This is a genomic window from Enterococcus sp. AMC2644 (assembly GCF_058216475.1).
In genome coordinates this window covers 2,101,085-2,124,775 of the sequence record NZ_CM177095.1, presented here as the reverse complement: position 1 = coordinate 2,124,775, position 23,691 = coordinate 2,101,085, and the positions used below count along the sequence as shown (strand labels likewise).

Annotated in this window: 18 protein-coding genes; 7 read left to right on the top strand and 11 right to left on the bottom strand. The window is 35.5% G+C overall.

All coding sequences use genetic code 11. The features are described from left to right. Positions 1 to 16: 16 nt before the first annotated feature. From AC4BC5_RS10240 to AC4BC5_RS10220, 5 genes are all read right to left on the bottom strand, one after another. The gene (locus AC4BC5_RS10240) at positions 17 to 2,278 is read right to left on the bottom strand and encodes a helix-turn-helix domain-containing protein (protein WP_490495297.1); all 2,262 of its coding nucleotides are present in this window, start codon (positions 2,276 to 2,278) and stop codon (positions 17 to 19) included. Next, entirely contained in the window at positions 2,275 to 2,895 is a 621-nt protein-coding gene (locus AC4BC5_RS10235) for a YesL family protein (protein WP_490495296.1), read from the bottom strand. The genes AC4BC5_RS10240 and AC4BC5_RS10235 overlap by 4 nt, the downstream gene beginning before the upstream one ends. Before the next feature lie 127 nt (positions 2,896 to 3,022). Continuing rightward, on the bottom strand, positions 3,023 to 4,657 hold the full coding sequence (locus tag AC4BC5_RS10230) for an extracellular solute-binding protein (protein WP_490495295.1): 1,635 nt from the start codon (positions 4,655 to 4,657) through the stop codon (positions 3,023 to 3,025). Positions 4,658 to 4,710: 53 nt separating this feature from the next. Beyond that, positions 4,711 to 5,625, bottom strand: coding sequence for a carbohydrate ABC transporter permease (locus tag AC4BC5_RS10225; protein WP_490495294.1), 915 nt, complete (start codon positions 5,623 to 5,625; stop codon positions 4,711 to 4,713). A 13-nt stretch (positions 5,626 to 5,638) separates the two neighbouring features. Beyond that, positions 5,639 to 6,592, bottom strand: a complete 954-nt coding sequence (locus AC4BC5_RS10220; RefSeq protein WP_490495293.1) for an ABC transporter permease — start codon at positions 6,590 to 6,592, stop codon at positions 5,639 to 5,641. 318 nt (positions 6,593 to 6,910) lie between these two features. Here AC4BC5_RS10220 and AC4BC5_RS10215 point away from each other — a divergent pair, with 318 nt between their 5' ends. From AC4BC5_RS10215 to AC4BC5_RS10205, 3 genes are read left to right on the top strand one after another with little or no spacing between them, the layout of a single operon-like run. Beyond that, on the top strand, positions 6,911 to 8,788 hold the full coding sequence (locus tag AC4BC5_RS10215; RefSeq protein ID WP_490495292.1) for a beta-N-acetylhexosaminidase: 1,878 nt from the start codon (positions 6,911 to 6,913) through the stop codon (positions 8,786 to 8,788). 11 nt (positions 8,789 to 8,799) lie between these two features. Then, a complete protein-coding gene (locus AC4BC5_RS10210) occupies positions 8,800 to 9,279 on the top strand; it encodes a hypothetical protein (protein ID WP_490495291.1) in 480 nt (159 codons plus the stop codon). A gap of 12 nt (positions 9,280 to 9,291) precedes the next feature. Next, complete coding sequence (locus AC4BC5_RS10205) at positions 9,292 to 10,590, top strand: alpha-L-fucosidase (RefSeq protein WP_490497538.1); 1,299 nt, start codon at positions 9,292 to 9,294, stop codon at positions 10,588 to 10,590. 52 nt (positions 10,591 to 10,642) lie between these two features. Here the strand turns inward: AC4BC5_RS10205 and AC4BC5_RS10200 are convergent, their stop codons facing one another. Then, positions 10,643 to 11,518, bottom strand: a complete 876-nt coding sequence (locus AC4BC5_RS10200; protein ID WP_490495290.1) for a hypothetical protein — start codon at positions 11,516 to 11,518, stop codon at positions 10,643 to 10,645. A 222-nt stretch (positions 11,519 to 11,740) separates the two neighbouring features. On the opposite strand from AC4BC5_RS10200, the gene AC4BC5_RS10195 reads away from it, so the two are divergent. After that, positions 11,741 to 12,973: an MFS transporter gene (locus AC4BC5_RS10195; protein ID WP_490495289.1), complete on the top strand. Its 1,233-nt coding sequence runs from the start codon at positions 11,741 to 11,743 to the stop codon at positions 12,971 to 12,973. A gap of 91 nt (positions 12,974 to 13,064) precedes the next feature. Here the strand turns inward: AC4BC5_RS10195 and AC4BC5_RS10190 are convergent, their stop codons facing one another. Further along, positions 13,065 to 13,607: a biotin transporter BioY gene (locus AC4BC5_RS10190; protein WP_490495288.1), complete on the bottom strand. Its 543-nt coding sequence runs from the start codon at positions 13,605 to 13,607 to the stop codon at positions 13,065 to 13,067. Positions 13,608 to 13,674: 67 nt separating this feature from the next. On the opposite strand from AC4BC5_RS10190, the gene AC4BC5_RS10185 reads away from it, so the two are divergent. After that, on the top strand, positions 13,675 to 13,980 hold the full coding sequence (locus AC4BC5_RS10185; RefSeq protein WP_490495287.1) for a CHY zinc finger protein: 306 nt from the start codon (positions 13,675 to 13,677) through the stop codon (positions 13,978 to 13,980). Positions 13,981 to 14,028: 48 nt separating this feature from the next. Here AC4BC5_RS10185 and AC4BC5_RS10180 read toward each other — a convergent pair whose 3' ends face one another. Further along, positions 14,029 to 16,704, bottom strand: coding sequence for an alpha-mannosidase (locus AC4BC5_RS10180; protein WP_490495286.1), 2,676 nt, complete (start codon positions 16,702 to 16,704; stop codon positions 14,029 to 14,031). Positions 16,705 to 16,714: 10 nt separating this feature from the next. Then, on the bottom strand, positions 16,715 to 18,007 hold the full coding sequence (locus tag AC4BC5_RS10175; RefSeq protein WP_490495285.1) for a glycoside hydrolase family 125 protein: 1,293 nt from the start codon (positions 18,005 to 18,007) through the stop codon (positions 16,715 to 16,717). A gap of 153 nt (positions 18,008 to 18,160) precedes the next feature. Here AC4BC5_RS10175 and AC4BC5_RS10170 point away from each other — a divergent pair, with 153 nt between their 5' ends. Both AC4BC5_RS10170 and AC4BC5_RS10165 read left to right on the top strand, forming a co-directional pair. Then, a complete protein-coding gene (locus tag AC4BC5_RS10170; protein WP_490495284.1) occupies positions 18,161 to 19,207 on the top strand; it encodes a GntR family transcriptional regulator in 1,047 nt (348 codons plus the stop codon). A gap of 18 nt (positions 19,208 to 19,225) precedes the next feature. After that, the gene (locus tag AC4BC5_RS10165; RefSeq protein WP_490495283.1) at positions 19,226 to 21,364 is read left to right on the top strand and encodes a GH92 family glycosyl hydrolase; all 2,139 of its coding nucleotides are present in this window, start codon (positions 19,226 to 19,228) and stop codon (positions 21,362 to 21,364) included. Positions 21,365 to 21,412: 48 nt separating this feature from the next. Here AC4BC5_RS10165 and mgtE read toward each other — a convergent pair whose 3' ends face one another. Then, on the bottom strand, positions 21,413 to 22,780 hold the full coding sequence (mgtE, locus tag AC4BC5_RS10160) for a magnesium transporter (protein WP_490495282.1): 1,368 nt from the start codon (positions 22,778 to 22,780) through the stop codon (positions 21,413 to 21,415). 5 nt (positions 22,781 to 22,785) lie between these two features. Continuing rightward, on the bottom strand, positions 22,786 to 23,688 hold the full coding sequence (locus AC4BC5_RS10155; protein WP_490495281.1) for an RluA family pseudouridine synthase: 903 nt from the start codon (positions 23,686 to 23,688) through the stop codon (positions 22,786 to 22,788). Between the last annotated feature and the right edge of the window lie 3 nt (positions 23,689 to 23,691).

Below are 23,691 nucleotides of genomic sequence, written 5' to 3'. Positions count from 1 at the left end.
AATTTATCCCTCTTTCTTAACGATTTTTATTACGGTATTGACCTGGTGTCATTCCGACAATTTGTTTAAATTTTCTTGTATAATTCGAAACGTCATAATATCCAGCGCTCGAAATAATTTCTTTAATAGGTCTGTCTGTCTCTCGAAGTTCTGTTTTAATTTTAGCCAAGCGTTTTTCTTGGACATATTTTGAAAATGTCATGCCACTTTCTTTTTTGATAAAACGGCTAAGATAAGAAACAGAAACATCAAATTCTTCTGCAATGCTCTCCAATGAAAAATCGTGAGAAGCATAATTTGCATCCAGATAGACAAAGATATCTTTTTGTAATTTTGACTCTTGATTTTTTGGATTACGTTGAACAGCCAAACAAATCTTTCCGCTCATTTTAATTAGTTCATTTTGAAGTTCTAATAAATTGCGAAATTCCACCGCTTTTTCAGCTTCTTGGAAAAAGGAATCGCCAATCACTTCTGCACCTACTTTCACGACACTATTCAATAGATAATAACTATAAAGTTTCATTCCTGCGACTGTGCGCTGTTCCTGCAAGCCTTTTTTCACCATCATATCAATAGTTTCAGAAGCAATCTCAAAGTCCCCTTGTTGCAAACTCTGACTCAACTTCAATTGCTCATCAGCAGGGTAGGAAACGACTGAGTTTTTCTTTTCATTTTTAATTTCTTTAAAGAATAAAACCTGATTTGATTTATCTGAAACAGCCTGATATTCAAGAACAGCTAGCCCTTCAATATATGATCGATTAATTGTCGCTAGTTCACTCACAATTGAACCGACACCAATCGTTGGTGCGACAGTATTTTCTAAAATAATTTTAGCTACAATTTCACGTACAAGCTCTGAATGACTGACTGAACCATCCATGCTGACTAATAAGGCAATCGCTTGGTTGGAAAGTAATTCAGAACCGTAAGCACGATACCCTTTCCCTGAAATGGAGCCTAAAAAACTCATTAGGAATTCTTGATTTTGAATACTTGTTTCAGTGGTGATCATCTTTGTATCAATCAACATAACAAAGTAACTATCTTTGTAGAGATTAATTTCAACCGATTCTAATAGTAACTGAATCTCTTTTTCATCTTTGAAACGCCCCATTAATAGTTTTCGTAATACCTGCTCTCTGGCATGAGGCGTTTGACGTCTAATTTCTTGATGAAGCTCTTGGTTTTGTTGTAAAAAGCTCGTTACATGTTGTTCCATTCGGACAAAGTCATCTAAGTCCTCCGCCTCATGAATCCCGCCTAATTGTTTTTCCATTAACTTTTCTAATTCATGAATCGGTTTGTATTGTCGGCGTCCGATTAGGAAAACGACAGCTAAGCCTAAAGCTAAAATCAGTAATACGACTGCCATCAAGCGATAATGAATCTTTCGTACATCACTTAAAGCTTGTTCTGAATTTGTTAAAGAAATATAGCGAATGCCAAAATCTTTGTCTTCTGAGGTATTGACTAATAATCTGCCTTCTTTCGTTTCTCGAGAGGTCTGATGGTATAACTTTTCTACTTCAGATGACTGATTCATAAATTCCGGAACAGTATCATCATGGGCAGCCACTAATAGACGGTTCTCACCATCTACTACAAAGACATTGCCTGTTTCACGATCAACTGACTTATCTAAGAAAGTTTGAATATTTCCCATCCGCATGGTATACATCACAACTCCTGAAGGTAAGCCATCTGTTGCTGACAAAGGGACGATATAAGTCATTAAACCTACCCCATTTTTTTGACCAGAAGGAATTGTTTCAATTAGCGGTGCTTTCGTATTTAAAGATTCTTTCAATTTCTGTTCATCAAAAGCAAAAATGCCGTAGCGTTGCTGCATAAATGCCGGAAAATCTAAACGTCCATTAGACGAATAAACTTGATCTGGCTGATTATAAAAATATAAATACAATTCTTCAATAATGTTGCTATTAACCTTATTTTGCAATAATTCACGACTGGCTTCCCATCCATAATAAGGATGGGAAAATTGTTTTTCGCTTAATGCTGGGTTAGTGCTAATTTGCTCTGTTAAATAATCCAATTGACGTAAATTAGCAGACATGATTGATTTCACTTGCAACAAATGATTTTGTGCCGATAAATTAATTTGCTGATTAATACTATCCGTCGATGTTTTATACCAGATGATTGATACAATAGAAAACGGTAACAAAAATACCAGCAAATAAGAAAATACGTAGCGATAAAAGGTCTTATTGGTAAATGCGATTTTTTTTAATACTCGCTGAATCATTTTCATGAGACTTCAGCCTTTCGTTCCGTTTTAATCATTGCTTGCATAGCAAACCATATAATTGGAAAAATTAATAATGGTACACCAGCCACGACTAATAAAATTGGAAAAATAACATATAGCCAAACAACAATAAAGACACCTATTAAAATCGCAATCGATTCAATTATATTGCTAAAAAATAAAATAGCTGCTTGGCGAAGGTATTCTCGATATTTTAACGAATATCGACACAGTGCTGGAAATAAAAACAAACTAGTACCTAAGCAAAGAACAAATAACAAAATTAAGCCATAATGCAAAAGAGGCACTTGGATATAGGTACCTGAAATTCGTAAATCTACCCATAAAAATAAACAAGCTGCTAATGCAGTGTATCCTAATTGATTGCTTATTTTAAAATTTCCTTTGTAGAATTCATCAAATGCTGGTCTAAATTTCCCACTTTTTTTGGTAATCGCTAAATAAATGACATGAAATACAGCTGCTAGAGCCGGAAAGAAACCTAAAATAATCGCTCCTCGTAATGTATAGATGACGAATAAAAGTTGTAGAATAAGACCATCAATAATTTTTTGCCCTAAAACATAGCTTCCTTTGATAATCCCTCTCATTTCCTTCATCTTATTTCCCCCTTTGTTTTTCTACCATTAGCTTACCATAAAATTGAGATTTTTAGTTTTTAAATGACGAAATAATAACAAAAAACAGTTGGTTTGAGGAGCTCAAACCAACTGTTCTTACAGATTGTTACTCTGCCCAGCGATCGTAAGCTGTTTGGTATACGGAAACGTATTCTTCAACACCCATACTTTCGATAGTTTTCACGTATTTATCCCAGTTAGATAAAGGTTCTACGCCAGTGATAAATTTCGCTTCCATTTGTTCTACATACGTTTTCAAATCTGTTTCTGAATCGCGAACTTTCTCAGTTTCTTCCGTTGTTAGATATAACAATGGATATGGAACTTTTGCAAATGGTGTAACTTTTGCTTGTGTTTCTGCATCAATAAATTCGATAAATGTACGATCTGGTTCTTGATTTGGATCAGTTAAAATCATCATATCTTCTGTTTCTGGATAACCCATAGTTGGTACAGTAATACCGTAGTTAGGGGTAATCATTGAACGTTCTTCCTCTGTGTTAGAAGTATCAATTCCTTCTGCATAGACACGAACTTTTTCGCCTTTATCATTTTCAGCCCAATCCCATAGTGAACCTTCAGGACCTTTACTCAAGAAGTAAGAACCTTCTTCACCATAGAAGTAGTCAACCCAACGAAGTGCTGCTTCTGGTGATGGACAATTTTTTGTAATCGCAAATGTTTCACGAGCCATACGTGTGCTTCCTGGAACAACTGCTTCTGGTGATACGCTAGAAGTTAATGGTTGGAACATCAAATCATCAATGGCATCTTTTTCATTTTTACCAGTTGTGAAAATAGAGAACCAGTCTGGGAATAAACCAATTTGATTATTTTGACCTTTCGCTTTTTTCTGTTCATCAGCTTGGCCATATACTTCTTGGTCTAATAGTTTTTCAGAATACAATTTATTCATAAAAGTTAAATATTCTTTGTAATTCTCAGTAAGTGGTGTATAGACTACTTCACCATCAATTTCTTCAATGCCACGTTCAGTTAAACCGAATGCCCCCATCAACCAAGGACGAGTACTATCCATCTTCACGTCAGTCAATGGAATTTCATCTTTTTTACCATTTCCATTTGGATCTTCATCACGGAAACGAACTAATAAATCATAAAATTCATCAGTGGTTTTTGGCAACTCTGTAACATTTAATGCTTTCAACCAGTCACCACGATACCACATTGGACCACGAGGCCAAATTGCTGTTTCGCCACGATGAACCATTGGTAAGGAATAAATATGTCCATCTGGTGTTGTAATTGACTTACGAATTGATGGGTCTTCATCCATAACTTTCTTTAAGTTTGGCATATTTTCATCAATTAAATCTTCTAATGGTACTAAAATCCCTTGAGAACCATAATCCATTTCCATCGCTGGTGTTAATGAATCAGCACTTGTACCAAATAATACGTCTGGTAAATCATCCCCTGCAAATGCTAAATTCAGTTTAGTACTGAAATCAGCCATTGGTGGTGTTGTAAATTCAAACTCGATGTTAGACATTTCAGCCATTTTTTGGAAAACCGGCATGTCTTTCCACTCTGCTTGACCAGTACCTGGTCCCATCATAGTCATCTTGATTTTTTCTTTTGTAACTGGAAATTCGCCTACCGTTCCTAACTCGACGTCACTTCCTTTGTCACTTGCATTGTCTTTGTTTCCACCACAAGCTGCTAATAATACTCCGCAAGCTAGTAAGCTAAACAAAACTTTAGACTTGTGCATTTTCATATCTTTCTCCCCTTTAAAAAGATTTTTTATTAATCGGCAATAGCCGTAAAACTCTACCCTTTTACTGAACCAACCATCATACCCTTTACAAAGTATTTTTGTAAGAATGGGTATGCAACGATAATTGGTAGTGTTGAAACAATCATGACACCATATTTGATAACGGCTGCAAGTTGTTGCTTACTAAACATTAATTCCGCCATATCACTTGTCATATTACTACCAATACTATTAGATGACATATCTTGTAAGACTAAGATTTCACGTAAAACCATTTGTAATGGGTACATTGTTTTATCAGATAAGTAAATCAACGCACTGAAGAAACTATTCCAATGTCCAACCCCATAAAACAAAGCCATAACTGCGATAATTGGTGTTGATAATGGTAAAATGATTTTCATAAATAATTTAAAATCATTACAGCCATCAATAATCGCAGCTTCTTCCATTTCACGTGGAATCGTTGTCTGGAAGAATGTTCGCGTAACAATTAAGTTATAGACAGATACGGCACCTGGTAAAACCAAAGCCCACACTGTATTTAACATATTTAAGTTTCTAATTAATAAATAAGAAGGAATTAAACCACCACTAACAAACATGGTAATCAATAAGAATGTAGTAAATGTTTTATGACCATAAAAATCTGGACGAGATAATGCATAGGCTGCTGGCAGTGTACACAATAAATTGATCGATGTTCCTAAAGCAGTGTAGTAGATTGTGTTTAGATAGCCTCGCCAGATACTATTGTTTTCCAAAATTGTTTTATAACCTTCTATTGTAAAGCCTTTTGGATACAACCACATTGAACCTGAATTTACAGTTAAGGGATCACTAAATGAAGCACTTACAATATAAATTAATGGATACAAGACAATAGCTACAGAAAGAAAGACGAAAATATAGGTAAATATCATAAACACTCTATCTGCTTTGGTATCTTTGACTAATCGATTTTCCATATAAATCCCCTTTCTAGAATAAACTTGAATCGCCTAGTTTAGCAGCAATTTTATTAACAACAATTAATAATATGGCATTAATTGCTGAGTTGAATAGACCTACAGCCGCAGCATAACTATATTGCGCTTCAAGTAAACCTTGTTCATAAACAAATGTAGCAATTACATTTGAAGATTCCATATTTAATGGATTTTGCATTAATAGAATTTTTTCATATCCTAAGTTCATGACAGAACCAACGTTCATAATTAACAAGATAACCATCGTTGGGCGAATTGTTGGCAAGTTAATATGCCAAATACGTTGTAAACGAGAGGCACCATCAACAATTGCCGCTTCATGCAGTTGTGTATCTACACCTGCTAATGCAGCAAGATAGATAACTGAGCCCCAACCAGTCCCTTGCCAAACACCGGATAATACATAAACCGTTTTGAACCATTTTGGATCTTCCATAAATGATATAGGTTCAAGTCCAAAGAATCCTAATGCGTGGTTAATCAAACCAGTAGATGGGTTTAAGAATGCTAAAATCATCCCTACCATTACTACGACTGAAATAAAGTTTGGTGCATACGTTACTGTCTGCGAAAACTTCTTCCATGGTCCATCTTTAATTTCGTTTAGAGCTAATGCTAAGATAATTGGTAGTGGGAATCCAACAACTAATGAATAAACGCTGATACCCAAAGTGTTTTTTAATAAGTCCCAAAAATAATAAGAATTAAAGAAACGTTCAAAGTGTTTCATCCCTACCCATGGACTTCCCCAAACTCCTAATGTAGGAACGTAATCTTTAAATGCAATAATTACACCATACATTGGAATATAAGAGAAAATGAAAATAACTAAGAATGCTGGTAAAATAAACAAATACAATTGTCGACTAGCAATAAGTTTTTTCTTAGCTGATTCTCTTTTCTTCTGTTTAGCAGTTAGCTGTGGTTTCTTTCCAGTTAACTCCATCTTTTTTCCCCCTTTTCAAAAAACGTTGCCTGAAAGCGCTTTCAGATTACCTTTAATACCAATGGTACTCAATATGTGGTTTTTGACCACAACAACAAAACGCTGATACATCAATGTTTAATAGCTAATTTTATAGGAATAACTCTTGCTATTTCTCTCTTGCATGGATTTATTTGTAGAAACCAATGTAATCGATTTCTTTTATAAATAACCATTTTAATATGTAAGATTTGACTCCACTATGTAAAATTTTTATTCCATAGAAAACTTTTACATAATTGTTTATACTAATAAAAGAGATATGAAAGGAGCAAAAAAATGAAAGCGGTATATTTTACAGGTGATGTTTCTGCAGTAGAAAAAGGATTACTTCTTCTTCAAGAAAGATTACAATTTCATCTTGATGATTCAGGAACACCGATTCATCTTATCCAACGAAAGGGTTCTCTTGTGTGTGAAAAACATGCAGACAAAATTACACTCACATTTTCTGAACCTACACATCTTTTTAGAGGGTTAAATTTGTTATTTTGTCATTGGGAAGAACCAACTTTTTCCTTTAAAGAAGAACCTCAATTTGATGCAGTTGGTCCGATGGTTGACGCTTCCAGAAATGCCGTACCAACTGTCCAAAAAATAAAGGAACTTTTAGAAACATGTAGTATTCTTGGATTAAATCAATTCATGCTGTATATGGAAGATACCTACGAAATTATAGATTATCCTTATTTTGGTTATTTACGCGGACGCTATTCGGCAACAGAGTTGAAAGAAATCGATGATTATGGCTATGCTCTTGGGATTGAAGTTATTCCAGCTATTCAAGTTTTAGCTCATTTAAAAAACCCGTTGAAATGGAATTTTACTCGCGAATTTCGTGACACAGAAGATATTCTATTAGTAGATGAACCAAAAACATATCAATTTTTAACCAAAGCCATTCAAGCTGTCAGTCAGCCGTTTCGTACAAAAAAAATTCATATCGGCATGGACGAAGCCCATCAACTAGGCCTAGGACAGTTTTTGCAAAAGCATGGCTTACAAGATAGATTTGAATTAATGAATCGCCATTTAGCAAAAGTTTTAGAAATTACGGATTCATTAGGATTAGAAGTCGAAATGTGGAGTGACATGTATTTTCGATTGGGTTCAAAAACAGGCGATTATTATGATCCTGATTTTGATATTCCCAAAGATGTAGTAACCAATATCCCTGATGTCAAAATGGTCTATTGGGACTATTATCATCATCAAGAAACAGAATACCTACAATTATTAGCGGGGCATAAAGAGTTAGGAAAGCCGATTGTATTTGCTGGTGGTATTTGGACATGGAATGGGATTGCACCAAACTATAGCAAAACGATTGCAACGACACATGCAGCATTATCTGCTTGTAAAAAACAACAAATTTCTTCCATCTATGCCACACTTTGGGGGGATGATGGCGCCGAAACACCTTTAGATACGGCCCTGTATGGATTACAGTTATTCGCAGAACATCAATTTAATGAGGTTGTAACAGACGAGTTAGTTGCTAGACGTTTTAACGAATTACAACACGAATCAGCGGATAGTTTCCTCTTATTGGATTGCTTTGATCAAACACCAGGTGTTGCACCAGAAAATCCAGATGGTTCAGCAGTTAGCAAATTAATTTTGTATCAAGACATTCTACTGGGTTTGTATGATAAAACAATTGAAGCTCTTCCTTTAACCCAACATTATCAAAAACTAGCAACGGCATTAGCACAGTGTGAAACTTCCGATAAGACGGTTGACTTATTTGTCTATTATCAATTAGTTGCTGAAGTCTTAGCTAAAAAAACGGCTCTAGGCAATCAGCTTCAAGAAGCCTATCTAACACAAAATAAGACTTCAGGACAACAGCTGCTTTCACAAATTGAGCAACTACAGCTGTTAATTGATAAATTGCGTAAACGCCATCGTCAATTGTGGTTCACTTATAATAAACCTTTTGGCTGGGAGATACTAGATATTCGCTACGGAGGAATACTTTCACGTTTAGAAACTAGTCACTGGCGGATTACTCGCTGGATTGAAAAAGATGAACCTATTGAAGAATTATCAGAAACACGTTTACCATTTGATGGACCTTATCCTATGCCAGAAGGAATTATTGGTCGTAATTTATATCATGGTATCATTAGCCCTAGTAAATTATCCGATGTTTAAGGAGGAAAACGATGAAAAATAAACTCTTTTTAGGCATGCTTGGTCTGTTAGTCATCGTTGTGTTAGTCAGTGTCCTGACAAATAAATCCACAGATTCTATGGCAACTAATACCGATGTTAAAATTGAAGGAAAAATTACAAATCAAGACGATGCCGTCGCAGCATTTGAAACATTGGAAACCAATTTAAAAGCCGCAAATGACGAAGATGTTAACTTATACGTCACAACGCTTGTCTCCGATGCAAGAGAAGATACAAAAAAAGAAATGCAGGCTTTTTTTAATGAATATGATTTAGAAAACACCTTGCTTTCTTTTAAAGTTTTAAAACAAGAAGAAAAGCGGATGTTGGTAGAAACCCAACAAAAAACCATTAATAAAGGAAAAAATAAATATCGCGATCATATTGCCGAAGCTCATCATACATTTGTTAAAGAAAATGGCAAATGGGTAATTGAAGAAACCAATATGACGAATACACATTTTGTTTAAGGAGTTTGAATGATGAAAAAATATGCAAATTGGCCAGAAAGTTATCCTGACACCACGTGGTTTACAAAGGCGCGTTTTGGTGCGTTCATCCATTTTGGCTTATACACACTTGGCGCACGTCACGAATGGTTCATGACCAATGAACAAATTACACCAGAAAATTACCGTAAATATTTTGAACATTTTGATCCAGATTTGTTCGATGCCAATCAATGGGCCCAAGAAATTAAAGCCACCGGTGCAGAGTACGTCGTATTTACGACGAAACATCATGAAGGATTTGCTTTTTGGGACACCCAAGAATCCGATTATAAAATCACCAACACCCCTTTTGGCCGCGATTTACTGGCTGAGTTGTTACCAGCATTTCGGCAAGCAGGCTTAAAAATCGGCTTATATCATTCTTTAATTGATTGGTATCATCCTGAATTCCCTATTGATGGACTTCATCCTTGTCGTGAAGATGAAAGTTATCGAGCAAGCAACTCTCAGCGTGATTTAAAAAAATACCAAGATTTTCTTGCAGCACAAGTAACAGAATTATTGACAGACTACGGCAAAATTGATTATATGTGGTTTGATTTTTCTTATGCACATCGCGATTGGGGTTGGTCTGTCGGCAAAGGTGCAAACGATTGGGATGCACGTCGTTTAGAAAAAATTTGTCGAACCTTACAACCAGAAATGTTAATTAACGACCGCTTTGATTTGGGTCATGGGATTACTACACCTGAACAATATCAACCAGACAAACCATTATACAAAGATGGACTGCCAGTTTTATGGGAAGCTTGTCAAACAATGAATGGCACTTGGGGGTATGACCGCGACAATCAACAGTGGAAATCATCCGAACAAATTTTACAAATGCTAATTGATACTGTCGCAAAAGGCGGCAACTTCCTAATGAATACCGGACCAAACGGACGCGGATTAATTGATAAACAATCTAAAGAACGCTTTTCTGATTTAAGTGAATGGTTTGCTCTTCACAATCGTTCCATTAAACAATGTGGCCCAAGTGACTTTGTACCACCGGTTGATTGTCGCTATACTCAAAATGGAAATCGCCTTTACTTGCATATTTTTTCTTGGCCCTATTTCCATATTCATTTAAAAGATTTAGCAGGAAAAATTCGCTATGCGCAATTTCTAAATGATGGTTCCGAAGTCTTTTACCGTGGTTTTGATCCCGAAGAAGTCATTACCACCACAGAAACTATTATTGAACCGAATGATATTGTCTTGCAACTACCAACCAAACGCCCGGATGCTTTGGTACCTGTGATTGAAATATTTTTAAATGAGTAAACAAAAACTATTGCCGATGAAAACTTTATCCATTTCATCGGCAATAGTTTTTTTAAGCTTGTTCGTTAACTCGATTAACGAGTTGCCTATATCTTCTAAAATACTCATCAGCAACATCCTGTAAATCCATGACTTCGCACTTTTTTTTCAAAATAAGTAACTTCGCTTTCGCTTCTTTCGGTCTATTACTTATCGTAGCTAAAATGGCATCAAACAAATCCAACTGTATACACAACCATAAGTCACCTTTCAATAAAGGATATTGTTTCATATGCAGGCGAAAATCTTCCAGAAAATAAAATCCTGATGAAGAATCACCAATTTGTAAATTCGCAGCAATATAATTAACATACCCATAAGCTAATTCATTTTCAAAATTAATATTTGAGTAACTTTGATATCTTTTAATAATTTTTACATAGCGATTCATTAATAACATTTTTAAAGGTGCGTCAAATAAAATTGAAAATAATGGATATAGCCGAGCTTCATCTAGTGTCCAAGATTCATTTTTTTCAAAATAATAACAAAGTATTCTTTTTTGAGAAGAAGGGAAATTTTTTAATGTTTGATTAGAAAGATTAAAGAAAAAATTAGCAGCACTAGCAATAAACTGCTTATCCACCTCTTTATCATCACAATATTTCCGATAAATTCTATAAGCAGTTTGTCCATCAAGGTGAGTATGAATCATTTTATTTAACACACTTTCACTAAATGAATTATCATATTCGTGATAGATGAAGAAAAATTCTTCAAATGTCAGAGAAAGATTTTCTAATATACTCAAAAAATCCTCAATATTTAAGTTAACCTCTCCTTTTTCAAATCGAATAGCAAAACTTTTCGTCACAATTCCTGCATAACACTCTTTTAATAGAATACTTTTTTGTAAGCGAATCTTTTTTATTGTCGTTCCAAATTTCATGCGACTGCTCCTTCCATAGGCAATAGTAAATTAGGTTATTATCAGCATGTTTCTTCTATTAACTAACTAAGTTGTCACTATTTTTTATAGAAGTCAAGAATAATTGTATTGATTTAATGGTATACGATAGAGGACTTTTTAAATCATTATTACATTTTTCATTTACGATAAACATGTATTAAATAAATCATGTGGTGTAACTGCATTAAAAGGAGCCTACACATGCAAACAATCAAAAAATACCCATTATATTTTAAATGGACTAGTCTAGGATGGATTTCTTTATTAGGTGATGGCATGTTCTACCTAGCAATTTTAAGTTTTGTATCGACTTTAGATCAGCCTCATTTTGGTATTCTTATTATTACTATTTCAGAAACTGCTCCAAAAATTCTCCAGCCCTTACTGGGAGCTATAGGTGATAGAAGTATTCATAAAATACAAAGAGTTTTTCACTTAGGTATTATGCGTTTTATCTTATATCTTCTAATAGGTTTAACAATTATTTATCAACCTAATATTTATGGTATCTTGTTAATTGGAATATTGAATTTTTTTTCAGATATCTTTGGTTCCTTTTCTAGTTTAACTATGATGCCTTTTACTAAGTTTTTAGTTAAGGAAGATGATTTTCCTGCTGCAATGGGGATTCAACAATCTATGATAATGATAGTAAATATTTTTGCTAATTATTTAGGAACACTTTTACTCTCTTTTGTTTCTTTTCCTATATTAGCATTCTTAAATTCAGCTACATTTCTATGCTATAGTTTAGGAATTAAGTTGTTATCAACTAATTTTGTTACTATTGAAAATCAACATATGAAAATTACTCAGAATACAGAAAAAAATATTATCCAGCATGTATTCATTTCTATTCGAATGGTTTTTCAAAATAAAAATTTGAATTTTCTTTTTCTATCCGTTGTATTTATGAATGGAATTTCAATGTCAATTATACCTTTATTTTCACTGTTTTTAAGTATCTATTCAGAACAGATAGTTATTAGTTTTCCACTTACTCTCACTCTTTTAGAGACTACAGGAATTATTGGTAGTATTTCTGGAAGTTTATTAAGTCAAAAATTACAAAGAATTTCCCTCAAAGAAGCTCAATTTTTTGGCTATAGTGGGTTTATCTTGTTTTCTACAGGACTTTTTTCACAATCTCTTATTTTTCTTTTCATAGGGACTACTATTTCTTATTTTTTCTTTGGTTTTCTTAATCCACGTCTACAAAGTTATATATTTAAAGTCATTCCTATCGAAAATATTGGCTCTGTCCAGGGAAGTTTAAGTGTTGTATCTATTGTTTTACCTAGTATTATCTCTATGTTATTAATTAGCTTTAGTTCAATAATAACAATAGAGCAAACGAGTATATTATTACTAATTATTTGCTTATTAGGAATCTTTTCTTTAAAGATACAGCATTCCGCTGTAAAGAAAATATAATATTCAAAAAGGCTATAAACTCTGACCAATCAGAATTTATAGCCTTAATCTTTTTCAATATTATTGGATGAATACATTAACTCAATATAAGTTACATGTTCTTACGATAAACAACTTTTAATAATCGCTCGGCTATGATGATGACTAAAATTACTTTTAAGATATCACCCGGGATAAAAACAGCATTAGAAATAATGGCAGCAGATAAATTCATACCAGTCACGATTGAAAGTCCAATTGATCCTAACAAATCGACTAGCAAGACCCCTGGTAGTGCAACAATTAAAAATTTAATTCCCCAATTTTTTGTTGTCGTAAATTTTTCTTGTCCCAAACCAATTAAAATAGCTGAAATAAGCCAACCAATCAAATAACCTGTTGTTGGTCCTAGAAAAACTGAAAAACCGCCTGAACCACCAGATAAAAATGGCATTCCTACTGCCACTAAGATTAAAAACAAAGCGACTGCTAAACCGCCTCTTTTCGCTCCCAATACAATTCCTGCTAACATAATTCCTAAATTTTGTAAGACAATTGGTACTGGAATAAAACCTAATGGAATCGGTGGAATCATTCCTAAAACAATAATAATTGCCATTGTCATCGCAATCATCGAAATATCTTTTGTACGCATAAAAAACTCCTTTCTTTTCGTTAACCAATTATATTATAATAGTTAACAAAAAGAAAGAGGTTTTTTTATGATTATTTACGGACGAGATATTGATGCTGAGGGTAGATGTTTTCATTATCATCAGGAAAATGATATTGTCGGTTTAAAATGCCAGACATGTCAAAAATATTATGCTTGTTATCAATGTCATGATAGCTGTGAAACACACTCGTTTGAAGCGATTAGGCGGACTGATTTGGCTCCTGTAATTTGTGGACGTTGTCGCACAACATTGACGTTTTCACAATACAAAACCGGTGCCTGTTCCTATTGTTACGCTCCCTTTAATCCGAAATGCCAGTTACACGAGTCTATTTATTTTAGCGATAAGTAGCTATAAAAAAAGCGTCTACTCTATAAACCCGAGCAGACGCTTTTTCTCTTATTTCATCAAACCAATTGTACGAATTTCGTATGGTTGAATTTCTGATACATAACTCTCTTCAGATGGTTCTTCAAGCAAGTTTAATACCACTGGTGTGGCTTCTGCTTTTTCAATCGTTAGTGCTTTGGTTTCATCGGACATATTATATCCACGTAAAATTAAGGCTTGATCAGCTTTTCGACGTTTCAATGCAGTCGGCACAAAGGTTTCACTTTCAACATCTACATAGTGATACGTTGCTGGATAGTTTCCTGATTGAACAGCTACTTGTGCCACTGTAAATGGTACTTGCGCAGTGTAGGCATGTTTATATGTTTCATAACGTGTTTCAGGGGCTCCATGAAGTTCCACACTGTAATTAAATGTATGTTCTCCTAAACATTGTGCTTCTGGTGTTGGGAAGTATCCCCAATCACCTAATTCACGAACACAACGTAATAAAGTCACTGCAATTGTGTCTGCCACAATCTCATATTCATTTAACCCAAAGTTACCAACTGTCACACCACGTGTGGCATCATGTAAGTTAGCAAATGCATGTTGATGTTGAGGATTGGTTGGATTTTCCCAGCTTGCTGAAACATGATTTGGACGTTCAACAACTTCATAAATACTATCTGCTTCATGCGTTTCTACTTGTAAACCAGTTGGGAATAACACACGTAAGCGATGGTCTTTCATTTGATTGTTTAGACGGGTTTCAAAATCAACTTTTTTACTGTCTTTATGAACAGTTACGAATGTTTCAATGGTTAATGGTGCCGTTTCTTTTGAACGACCTGCTTTACGGCCAGTAAAACCAATAACCATTTGTTGTTCAATATCCAATAACTCATCTGCTGAAACAGGAATTTCTAAGACATGTGTCACTTTGACAACTGCTTTATCCGCATGATTTTCGACAACTTCTACATCAGCAACGACATCACTTGATAAAATGGCTTGGTCATTTTTTGGTTGCATGAAAATATATTCATTAGCAATATCACCAACGTTTTCAAATACCAATAAATCAGTGACTGTTTCCTGAGTTGTTTTGTCTGTAATTGCTAAAGTACCATTTTCAGAGACTTCTACTTTAATTTGAGCATTTTCTAAGATACGTCCATCAGCACTTGCTAATTTTTCTGTCTGATTCACCGCTGGTCCTGAAACTAATGCCAACGTTGTCCATGAGAAAGCTGCTAAATCTTGCACAACCAGCTTAACTGTCACATAACGTTTCATATAAGGAATACGGAAACCATCTTTAGGCAAATCATAATCAAAGCGAACTTTTTCCTCAGAAATAACCGCCGAAACAGGTTGACCAGTTTCATCGACTACATGATAGTCACCTTTTGGCAATTCATCTAATGCACGATACAGTTGTTCTGGATAGCCTTGCGCGAATGTTTTTCGTTCTAATTCAATTTCAATTTCAGCTTCGCCACTCTTAGATAAACCACTTGTATTAAAGACTACAAATGGGAAACTATCTTTAGCAAATGCTTCCGTATCAATTTCAGCTGTTAGCGCATTGACTGCTTCTTCTGCAACATATTTTCCTACTTCATTGGCTTTTTCAAAACGTGGAACCATTTCACGATGAACTTCATCGACTGAGCAACCACAAATGCTATCGTGTGGATGATTTTGCATTAATGTCTTCCAAGCATAATCCAATTGGTCATGTGGGTAATGACCCGTGACTTCATATGCCATACTTGCCAAAGGTTCAGCAATGTTTTCTAATTGACGTTGAACACGCGTATTCCACTGTTTCAAGTAAACACGAGCAGAAGCCGTATTAGCTAACGTATACCAGCCATCAGTTTCTTGACTCGTTAATTCCCCTTTGACTGAACCTAAATCTTCCGGCAAGTCTTTTTGAACCGCGGCTAAATAATCAGTAAAGTTTGAATGAATAAACTCATATTCTGGGTACAAGTCATTTGCTAAAGCAATTGCTTTCGTAATATCTTTTTGAACAGGTTGATGGTCACAACCATTCATCATTAACAAGTGATCTGTCGAAGCAAATTTTTCTGCATCGGCTAATTTTTGATCCCAGAACCGAATTGCGGCTTCTTTTTCTGCTGGAATTTCATTGCCGTTGCTATACCAATTTGCAAACAATAGTCCAAAAATTTCTGATTGATCTGGACCTTGCCACCACATTTCAGAATATTGTGAGGTATAACTTTCAGATTCTAAGACTTGGTTATCAAAGCCGATTGGTTTCACACCACGACCAAATGCGGCTGCATCAAAACCAGCTTTTTGCATTAATTGAGGTGCTTGTCCCATATTTCCAAAAGTATCTGGGAAGTAACCTAATTTGACAGGCGTTCCCCACTTACGACTCTCTTCCATCCCAATCAACATGTTACGAACATTTGATTCAGAACTAGTTAAAAAGTCATCTTGCAAAATGTAAAATGGTCCAATGCGTAATTTTCCATCATCAATTGCTTTTTGAACAGCATCACGTTTTTCTGGACGTACTTGTAAATAATCATCCAAAATAATCGTTTGACCATCTAAATGAAAGCTATTAAAATCCGGGTCTGTTTCAAAAATTTCTAACAAATCATCCATCAGTTCGACTAATAACATATGGTGTTTTTCATACGCCACGTACCATTCGCGGTCCCAGTGACTATGAGAAATAATATATACTTTCTTTTTCATCTATTTTCTCCTATTTTTCTACTTGAATATCAAAGTAATCCATCACTAATTCACAGAACATCATGTTTGCCCAAGAGAACCATTCGCGTGTATATTGCGTTGGGTCATCTACATCAAAGCCTTCATGCATTAAGTGCGTTCCAGCGTCTGTTGCAACCAATTGGTTTAAAATCCGTTCTTTTTCTACTTTATCATCAGTTGTCATGCCTTCCATTGCCATCGCAATTGGCCAAATATAATTCTCTGGTGTATGGGAAGAACCAATACCTTTTGCATATTTCCCTTCATAGAAATATGGATTTTCTTGACTTAATAAAGTTTTTCTAGTACGTAAATAACGTTCATCTTTCATAGAACCGTACCCTAGATATGGTGCTGAAATTAAATTAGGGACATTGCTATCATCCATAATGGAAGCATTTCCCAAACCATCTACTTCATACGCATAAATATCTTCGCCAGCTGCATTTTGTGTACGTCCATGTGCTTCAATACCTGCTTGAATTTCTTCACGTAAGGTTCTAGCTTTTTCAACAATCGCAGTATCTGTTAATACACTACTAAAAATTTCTTCTAAATATCCTAAGATGACAACAGCAAACATATTTGATGGCACTAAATATCCCCCACCTGCACAAGCATCATCACTTGGACGGAAACCTGACCATGTCATTCCTGTAGGGGCAACCGCAACACCTTTTCCTTCATTAATTAAGGTGTCTTCTTTACGCCATGTCTCACGAACAAAGTTATAAGGTGATTGATTGTGGTCTTGTTCTACCTCAAATACTTGTAAAATCTTTTTCACACCATTTACGAAATCTTCATTAAATTGATCAGTACGTCCAGTATTTTTATAAAGTAAATATGCTAGTTGAACAGGATAACACAATGAGTCAATTTCATATTTACGTTCCCAAATCCAATCGTTCATTTCGGTATGGTCGTCTTGATGGCCAGCACCATTTGCTTCTTCATTAAAAGCATTCGCATAAGGATCGATATTGATATAGAAAAATTGTTTTTTCACCAACCCACTAATCATAGCTGCTAAATCTTCGTCTTCTTTTGCCACAACTAGATACGGGCGAACTTGAGCGGTTGAGTCACGTAACCACATTGCAGGAATATCACCTGTTAATAAGAAAGTTGTGCCATCCTCATGACGCTTTACGGTAGTTAATAAAGTATTTGCAAAAGCAGCATTAAAGTTCTGTGCCCAATCTTGGTGTGCTTCTCCACATTTCTCTGTAATTTTATCCATGAATACTTGTACTGAATTTGGTATATCTTTATAAGTCATTTATGTCATCCTCCACCGATTTGATATATTTTATATCCTGATTATACTACAAAACATGAAAATGTCTACGCTTTCTTTTAAATAAATGATTTATTTTTTTATGTTTTTATGTTATCATCCTTATATGATATATCATTTAAGGAGGCACCCCTTATGAAAGAACCACTATATAAAATGATACTCCATGATTTAAAAAAACAAATTTTTTCAGGACAATTGCCGCTTAACGGTCAACTCCCTACTGAAAAAGAATTATCAGAGCAATACCAAGTTAGTCGGATTACCTCTAAACGAGCATTAACCGAATTAGAACAAGCCGGTTTAATCTATCGTGTGCGGGGGAAGGGAAGTTTTGTAAAAGAAGCACCTCAACAAGTCACTCAACGCGTATCCACAAAAGCGACTCGGATTTTATTTCTTTTACCTTTCTTGCATGATCTCTCTTTAGGAAATTTCACGGATGGTTTACTCCCTATCATGCAAGAACAACAAGTCGAAGTCGCTATGGGAACATTAGATGTCTTTTCTCAAAAAAATGCAGGCGAATTAATGCAGGAATATGATGGATTGATTTATTATGCTGAAAATACCGATCAATATTTAGACACTTTAGTCGAATTAGCCATTAAAGCTTTTCCGGTAATCTCTTTAGATAAAAAGAATTTTGAGTTAAATTTTCCATCGATTTTATCAGACAATGTAGCTGGTGGACAGCTTGCTACACAATTTCTAATCGATGAAGGACATACTCGAATCGCCTATCTATTTGGCCACTCGGTTCATCCACAATCTGTGCGAAATCGTTATATTGGTTATTTAAGAACATTAAATGGCGCCAATCTAACATTCCATACATCTTCTATCGACCTGACAGCTACGAATGAACATCTTTTGACTTATGTAATGGAAAACCAAGTGACTGCGCTAGTTTGTGAAAACGACTTGGTAGCTATTGAAGCTATGCGTACCTTAAAACAAGCTGGTTATACGCTTCCTGACGATTTTTCAGTGATTGGCTTTGATGACATCCAAGCCTCGCAACTTGTGGAACCCCCTTTAACAACGATTGCTCAGGATTTCAAAAAAATTGGAGAAATTGCTGGTCAAACATTAATTGAATGGATTGAAAACAATCAAGTTCCAGCAGATATCAAAGTTCCTGTGACTTTCGTGCAACGTCAATCAACAAAACAAATTTAATGTTAAAAAGGAGAAATTATGCTTACTCAAACAATCGATACACGCCACGGCACTGCTAATCAATATAGTTTTTCAAATGGAAATTGTTTACCTTATACAGGTGTGCCCTTTGGAATGAACTACTTCGCTCCACAGACAACTGATCAAAAAGGAAGCTGGTGGTTTCATCCTGAAGACCACACTTTCCAAGGTTATCGTCTAACCCATCAACCTAGCCCGTGGATGGGTGATTTTAGTCATTTACTTTTCACACCAGTAAGTGGCAAGCTTTCTGAGTATTCATTATTCCATACCCAAAGCTTTTACCGACCAGAAGAAAGCACTTTTCAACCAACGCATTTAGCAATCAAACAATTGCGTTATGGTATTCAATCAACTATCATTCCGAGTATGTATGGTGGCGTGTTGACGATGAATTATCAACAGAATGAAAATGGCGTCTTATTGACACTGCCAGGTCGTTATCGCTATGAAATTTTGGACAATCAAACAGTTACACTTGAAGTCATTAATTTTTCGGGATGCGAAGATTCTGATTTCACATTTTATCTTACATTGCATTTCGAACAGCCTTTTACAACAGAACAAACACAGGCACAGGGTGAAGATGGCAGTTTATTACTTTCCTTTACAAATCAACAACAGGTGGTACGCTTTGGGACATCTTTTATTAGCCAAGAACAAGCACAATTAAATTTAGAACGAGAAAAATCATTGCAACCAAATGAGTACCTACAACAAAGCCAAGCTTTATGGCAAGATTTATTGCAACGTATCGAAATCGAACATCATGATGCCGAACAAGTTGCAACATTTTATCATAATTTTTATCGCACATTCTTATTCCCTCAAACTTTTTATGAGCGTGATGAAAATGATCAAGCCATTCATTATGATACCTTAAGCAAGCAAGTTCGGACTGGTGTCCTTTATACAAACAACGGTTTTTGGGATACCTACAAAACTGTTTATCCGCTGTATTCGTTAATTGCCCAAGAAAAATATGAAGACATGCTTGAAGGATTTTTAAATAGTTACAATGAAACTGGCTTTTTACCAAAATGGCTTTCACCAGATGAACGTGGCTTAATGCCTGGAACATTAATTGATGCGGTCATTGCAGATGCAGCTGTGAAACAGATTCGCCCTGATTTAATGCCAGAATTTCTTACTGCAATGAAAAAAGCAGCGACCGTTCAAAGCGAAAATCCTAATTATGGACGACAAGGAACGACAGATTATTTGAAGTATGGTTATGTTCCAAGTGACTACCATGAATCAGTTAACCATACCCTTGATTATGCGTATAGTGATTTTTGTATTAGCCAAGTCGCCCAAACACTTGGAGAAATAACAGATGCAACTTACTATCAAAAACAAGCTCGTAACTACCAAAATATTTTTGATTCAAAAACAGGTTTCATGCGCGCCAAAGACAAGCAAGGAGTCTTTCGTGAAAACTTTTTAGACATTCGTTGGGGCAAAGACTATGCTGAAGGAAGCTCATGGCAAAGCAGTTTTGCCGTTTACCAAGATTTTGCTGGTTTAATTCAACAATTTGGCAGCAATGATGCTTTTGAAGAAAAATTAGTTGCATTATGCAATCAAGCACCGACTTTCAATGTTGAAGGTTATGGTTTTGAAATCCATGAAATGAGTGAAATGGCAGCTTTAGAATTCGGACAATTAGCAATCTCCAATCAACCAAGTTTCCATTATCCATTTTTATTTAATTACATTGGCAAGCCAGAAATGGCACAGCCCTTGATTAAACAGTTATTGACACAAACTTTTAATCCTAGTACTAGTGGTTATCCTGGAGATGAAGACAATGGTAGTATGGCTGGTTGGTATATCTTTAACAGCTTGGGCTTTTATCCAGTTACTCCCGGAGCTGGTGAATACGTTTTAGGAATGCCTTTATTTGACAAAGCAACGCTCCATTTATCAAGTGGTCATACCTTAACAATCGAAAGTAGCCCAAACTATCCACAACAACAGTTCATCCACCAAGTGCTACGTAACGGTCAGGAATATAATAAACTATTTTATTCACACGCTGATTTAATGAGCGGAGGTTCTATCTTTAATCAATTAGGAATCGTGCCACATGCTAAAAACTATCAAACAGCCGACTATCCTTTTTCATTAAGTTAATAAATTAAAAAAAAGCAAGCGAATCGTGTGTACCGACTCGCTTGCTTTTCAATTTCCAATAAAATAATTCATAAACATGCTAGCAATGTTAAAGTAAATCAACACACTAGTTAAATCACTTAAAGTTGTAATGAATGGCCCACTGGCAACGGCTGGATCAAAACCTAATTTATCCATCAGCATGGGAATTAAACTACCAGCTAAATTGGCAACCGTAATAGCACACATCATCGCCATGCCAATGACAAAACCTAAAATTGGATTTCCTTTCCAAATAGCAACAATTGCAAAAATAGTTAAGCCTGTGATTGCCCCAGTAATAACGCCAGTTAAAACCTCACCTAAAACTGTTGCAAAAAAAGTATTGCTCTTATCATCATTCATTGCCAAGCGTCGAACTGCAACGGCCAGAGATTGTGTCCCTGCATTCCCCGCTGTTCCTGTAATTAAAGAAATAAATACTGCTAAAATACTGGCTTCACTCACTAAATCTTCATAGTGACTAATTAAACTCGCAGTAGCCATCCCTAAAAATAACAAGGTGATTAACCAAGGGAGCCGCTTACCTGCTGCTTTAACGGGATTTTCACTGATTTCTTCTACGTTAACCCCCGCCAAACCAGAGTAGTCACTCGCTGCTTCTTCATCGATAACGTCAATGATATCATCGACCGTTACAATTCCCAATAAATGATCATCGTAGTCTGTAACTGGTAAAGCTAAGAAATCATAATCACGGAACGTTTGGGCAACATCTTCCTGGTCATCACCAACATGGACCGACATTACTCGTTCACTCATGACATCAGAAATCATTGCGTCATCATCGCTTACAATTAAATCTCTTAAAGAAATAACCCCAACAAGACGCCCTTCTTGATCAACGACATAAATATAATAGATTGTTTCAGCCGCTTTGGCTTCATTTTTTAAAACGTACATAGCGGAACGAACGGTTTGATTAGCAACAATGGATACATACTCTGTCGTCATAATCGAACCAGCTGTTTCATCCTCGTAATGTAACAATTCTTTAATTTCAGCAGCATCTTCTGCATCCATTAAACTTAAATATTTAGCAGTTTGTTTTTTGTTTAATGTATTTAATAAATCGACAGCATTATCGGTATACATTTCAGAAAGCATTTCTGCGGCATAACTCGGACGCATTTCTGCTAAATAATCTTTCATGTATTCATTGTCTTCTTCAATTACGTCAAACATATCTGCTAATTCTTTTGGTGAAAGATAGGAATAAACCAAAAGACGTTGATCTTCTTTGAGGGATTGATAAAATTGTCCCTGTTCATAAATATGCATCTCCAAAAATGCATCTCTAAATTCCTGTAGATTCTCTTCATCCAAATCTTTCTGCAATTGAGCAAAACGTTCTTCTAATTCTTTTGTTTCATCCAATCTCTTCACCTCGTTCCAATTGTTTGTCTGATTTCTGCCATATCTGAGGGTAATGGGCAATGAAAAGCTAATGCTTTTTGTGTAAAAGGATGCGTAAAACGGAGCTCATAACAATGCAGCGCTTGACGTACCAGCGGTAAATCCATTGTTCCTCCATACATATCATCACCAACTAATGGACAACCAATTGCCGAAAAGTGCACACGAATCTGATGGGTTCGCCCAGTATGCAGTTGAATATCTACTAAAGCCAACTCATCATTGCGTTTTTCTAACCAATATTCCGTGTTCGCATATCGGCCCTCTGCTAATACCGTTCGTTTAATTAAAGAGGTATAATCACGACCGATTGGTAATTCAATCCTATCATGCGCAAGCAAAGTGTCTACTTTCCCTGAAAGCAATGCTTGATACTTTTTGATGAATTTTTTTTCACGTAATTGAACATCTAGCTTCGCATGCGCAAATCCATGCTTGGCAAACAACATTAACCCCGACGTATCACGATCTAATCTGGTCACCACATGCACGACCTGATTCACATAGCCTTGACGTTTATAATACGCCTTTACACGATTCGCCATCGTATAGTTCGGATGATATTGAGCAGGTATGGAAGAAACTCCTGCTGGTTTGTTCACCACTAAAATGTGTTCGTCTTCAAAGATAATATCAATGGGTGTTTCATCTAATAAAACTGTTTCATGCTCCCCCTCGTCCGGAATAATAATCCGTACTTGGTCGCCGGCCTCTAAATAATATAATACATTTTGAATCGCATTATTAACAAAAATTTTGCCACCTTGAAATTTAATTTTCGCCAATAAACTTTTTGAAATGCCTTGTTCTTTTAAAAAACTTTTTACTTGCTGTGAATGTTCCTTTTGATAATTAAACATAAATTCCATACG

Coding starts and splice junctions, on each gene's coding strand:
- AC4BC5_RS10240 (WP_490495297.1), bottom strand. CDS start 2,278: ATGAAAATGATTCAGCGAGTATTAAAAAAAATCGCATTTACCAATAAG.
- AC4BC5_RS10235 (WP_490495296.1), bottom strand. CDS start 2,895: ATGAAGGAAATGAGAGGGATTATCAAAGGAAGCTATGTTTTAGGGCAA.
- AC4BC5_RS10230 (WP_490495295.1), bottom strand. CDS start 4,657: ATGAAAATGCACAAGTCTAAAGTTTTGTTTAGCTTACTAGCTTGCGGA.
- AC4BC5_RS10225 (WP_490495294.1), bottom strand. CDS start 5,625: ATGGAAAATCGATTAGTCAAAGATACCAAAGCAGATAGAGTGTTTATG.
- AC4BC5_RS10220 (WP_490495293.1), bottom strand. CDS start 6,592: ATGGAGTTAACTGGAAAGAAACCACAGCTAACTGCTAAACAGAAGAAA.
- AC4BC5_RS10215 (WP_490495292.1), top strand. CDS start 6,911: ATGAAAGCGGTATATTTTACAGGTGATGTTTCTGCAGTAGAAAAAGGA.
- AC4BC5_RS10210 (WP_490495291.1), top strand. CDS start 8,800: ATGAAAAATAAACTCTTTTTAGGCATGCTTGGTCTGTTAGTCATCGTT.
- AC4BC5_RS10205 (WP_490497538.1), top strand. CDS start 9,292: ATGAAAAAATATGCAAATTGGCCAGAAAGTTATCCTGACACCACGTGG.
- AC4BC5_RS10200 (WP_490495290.1), bottom strand. CDS start 11,518: ATGAAATTTGGAACGACAATAAAAAAGATTCGCTTACAAAAAAGTATT.
- AC4BC5_RS10195 (WP_490495289.1), top strand. CDS start 11,741: ATGCAAACAATCAAAAAATACCCATTATATTTTAAATGGACTAGTCTA.
- AC4BC5_RS10190 (WP_490495288.1), bottom strand. CDS start 13,607: ATGCGTACAAAAGATATTTCGATGATTGCGATGACAATGGCAATTATT.
- AC4BC5_RS10185 (WP_490495287.1), top strand. CDS start 13,675: ATGATTATTTACGGACGAGATATTGATGCTGAGGGTAGATGTTTTCAT.
- AC4BC5_RS10180 (WP_490495286.1), bottom strand. CDS start 16,704: ATGAAAAAGAAAGTATATATTATTTCTCATAGTCACTGGGACCGCGAA.
- AC4BC5_RS10175 (WP_490495285.1), bottom strand. CDS start 18,007: ATGACTTATAAAGATATACCAAATTCAGTACAAGTATTCATGGATAAA.
- AC4BC5_RS10170 (WP_490495284.1), top strand. CDS start 18,161: ATGAAAGAACCACTATATAAAATGATACTCCATGATTTAAAAAAACAA.
- AC4BC5_RS10165 (WP_490495283.1), top strand. CDS start 19,226: ATGCTTACTCAAACAATCGATACACGCCACGGCACTGCTAATCAATAT.
- AC4BC5_RS10155 (WP_490495281.1), bottom strand. CDS start 23,688: ATGGAATTTATGTTTAATTATCAAAAGGAACATTCACAGCAAGTAAAA.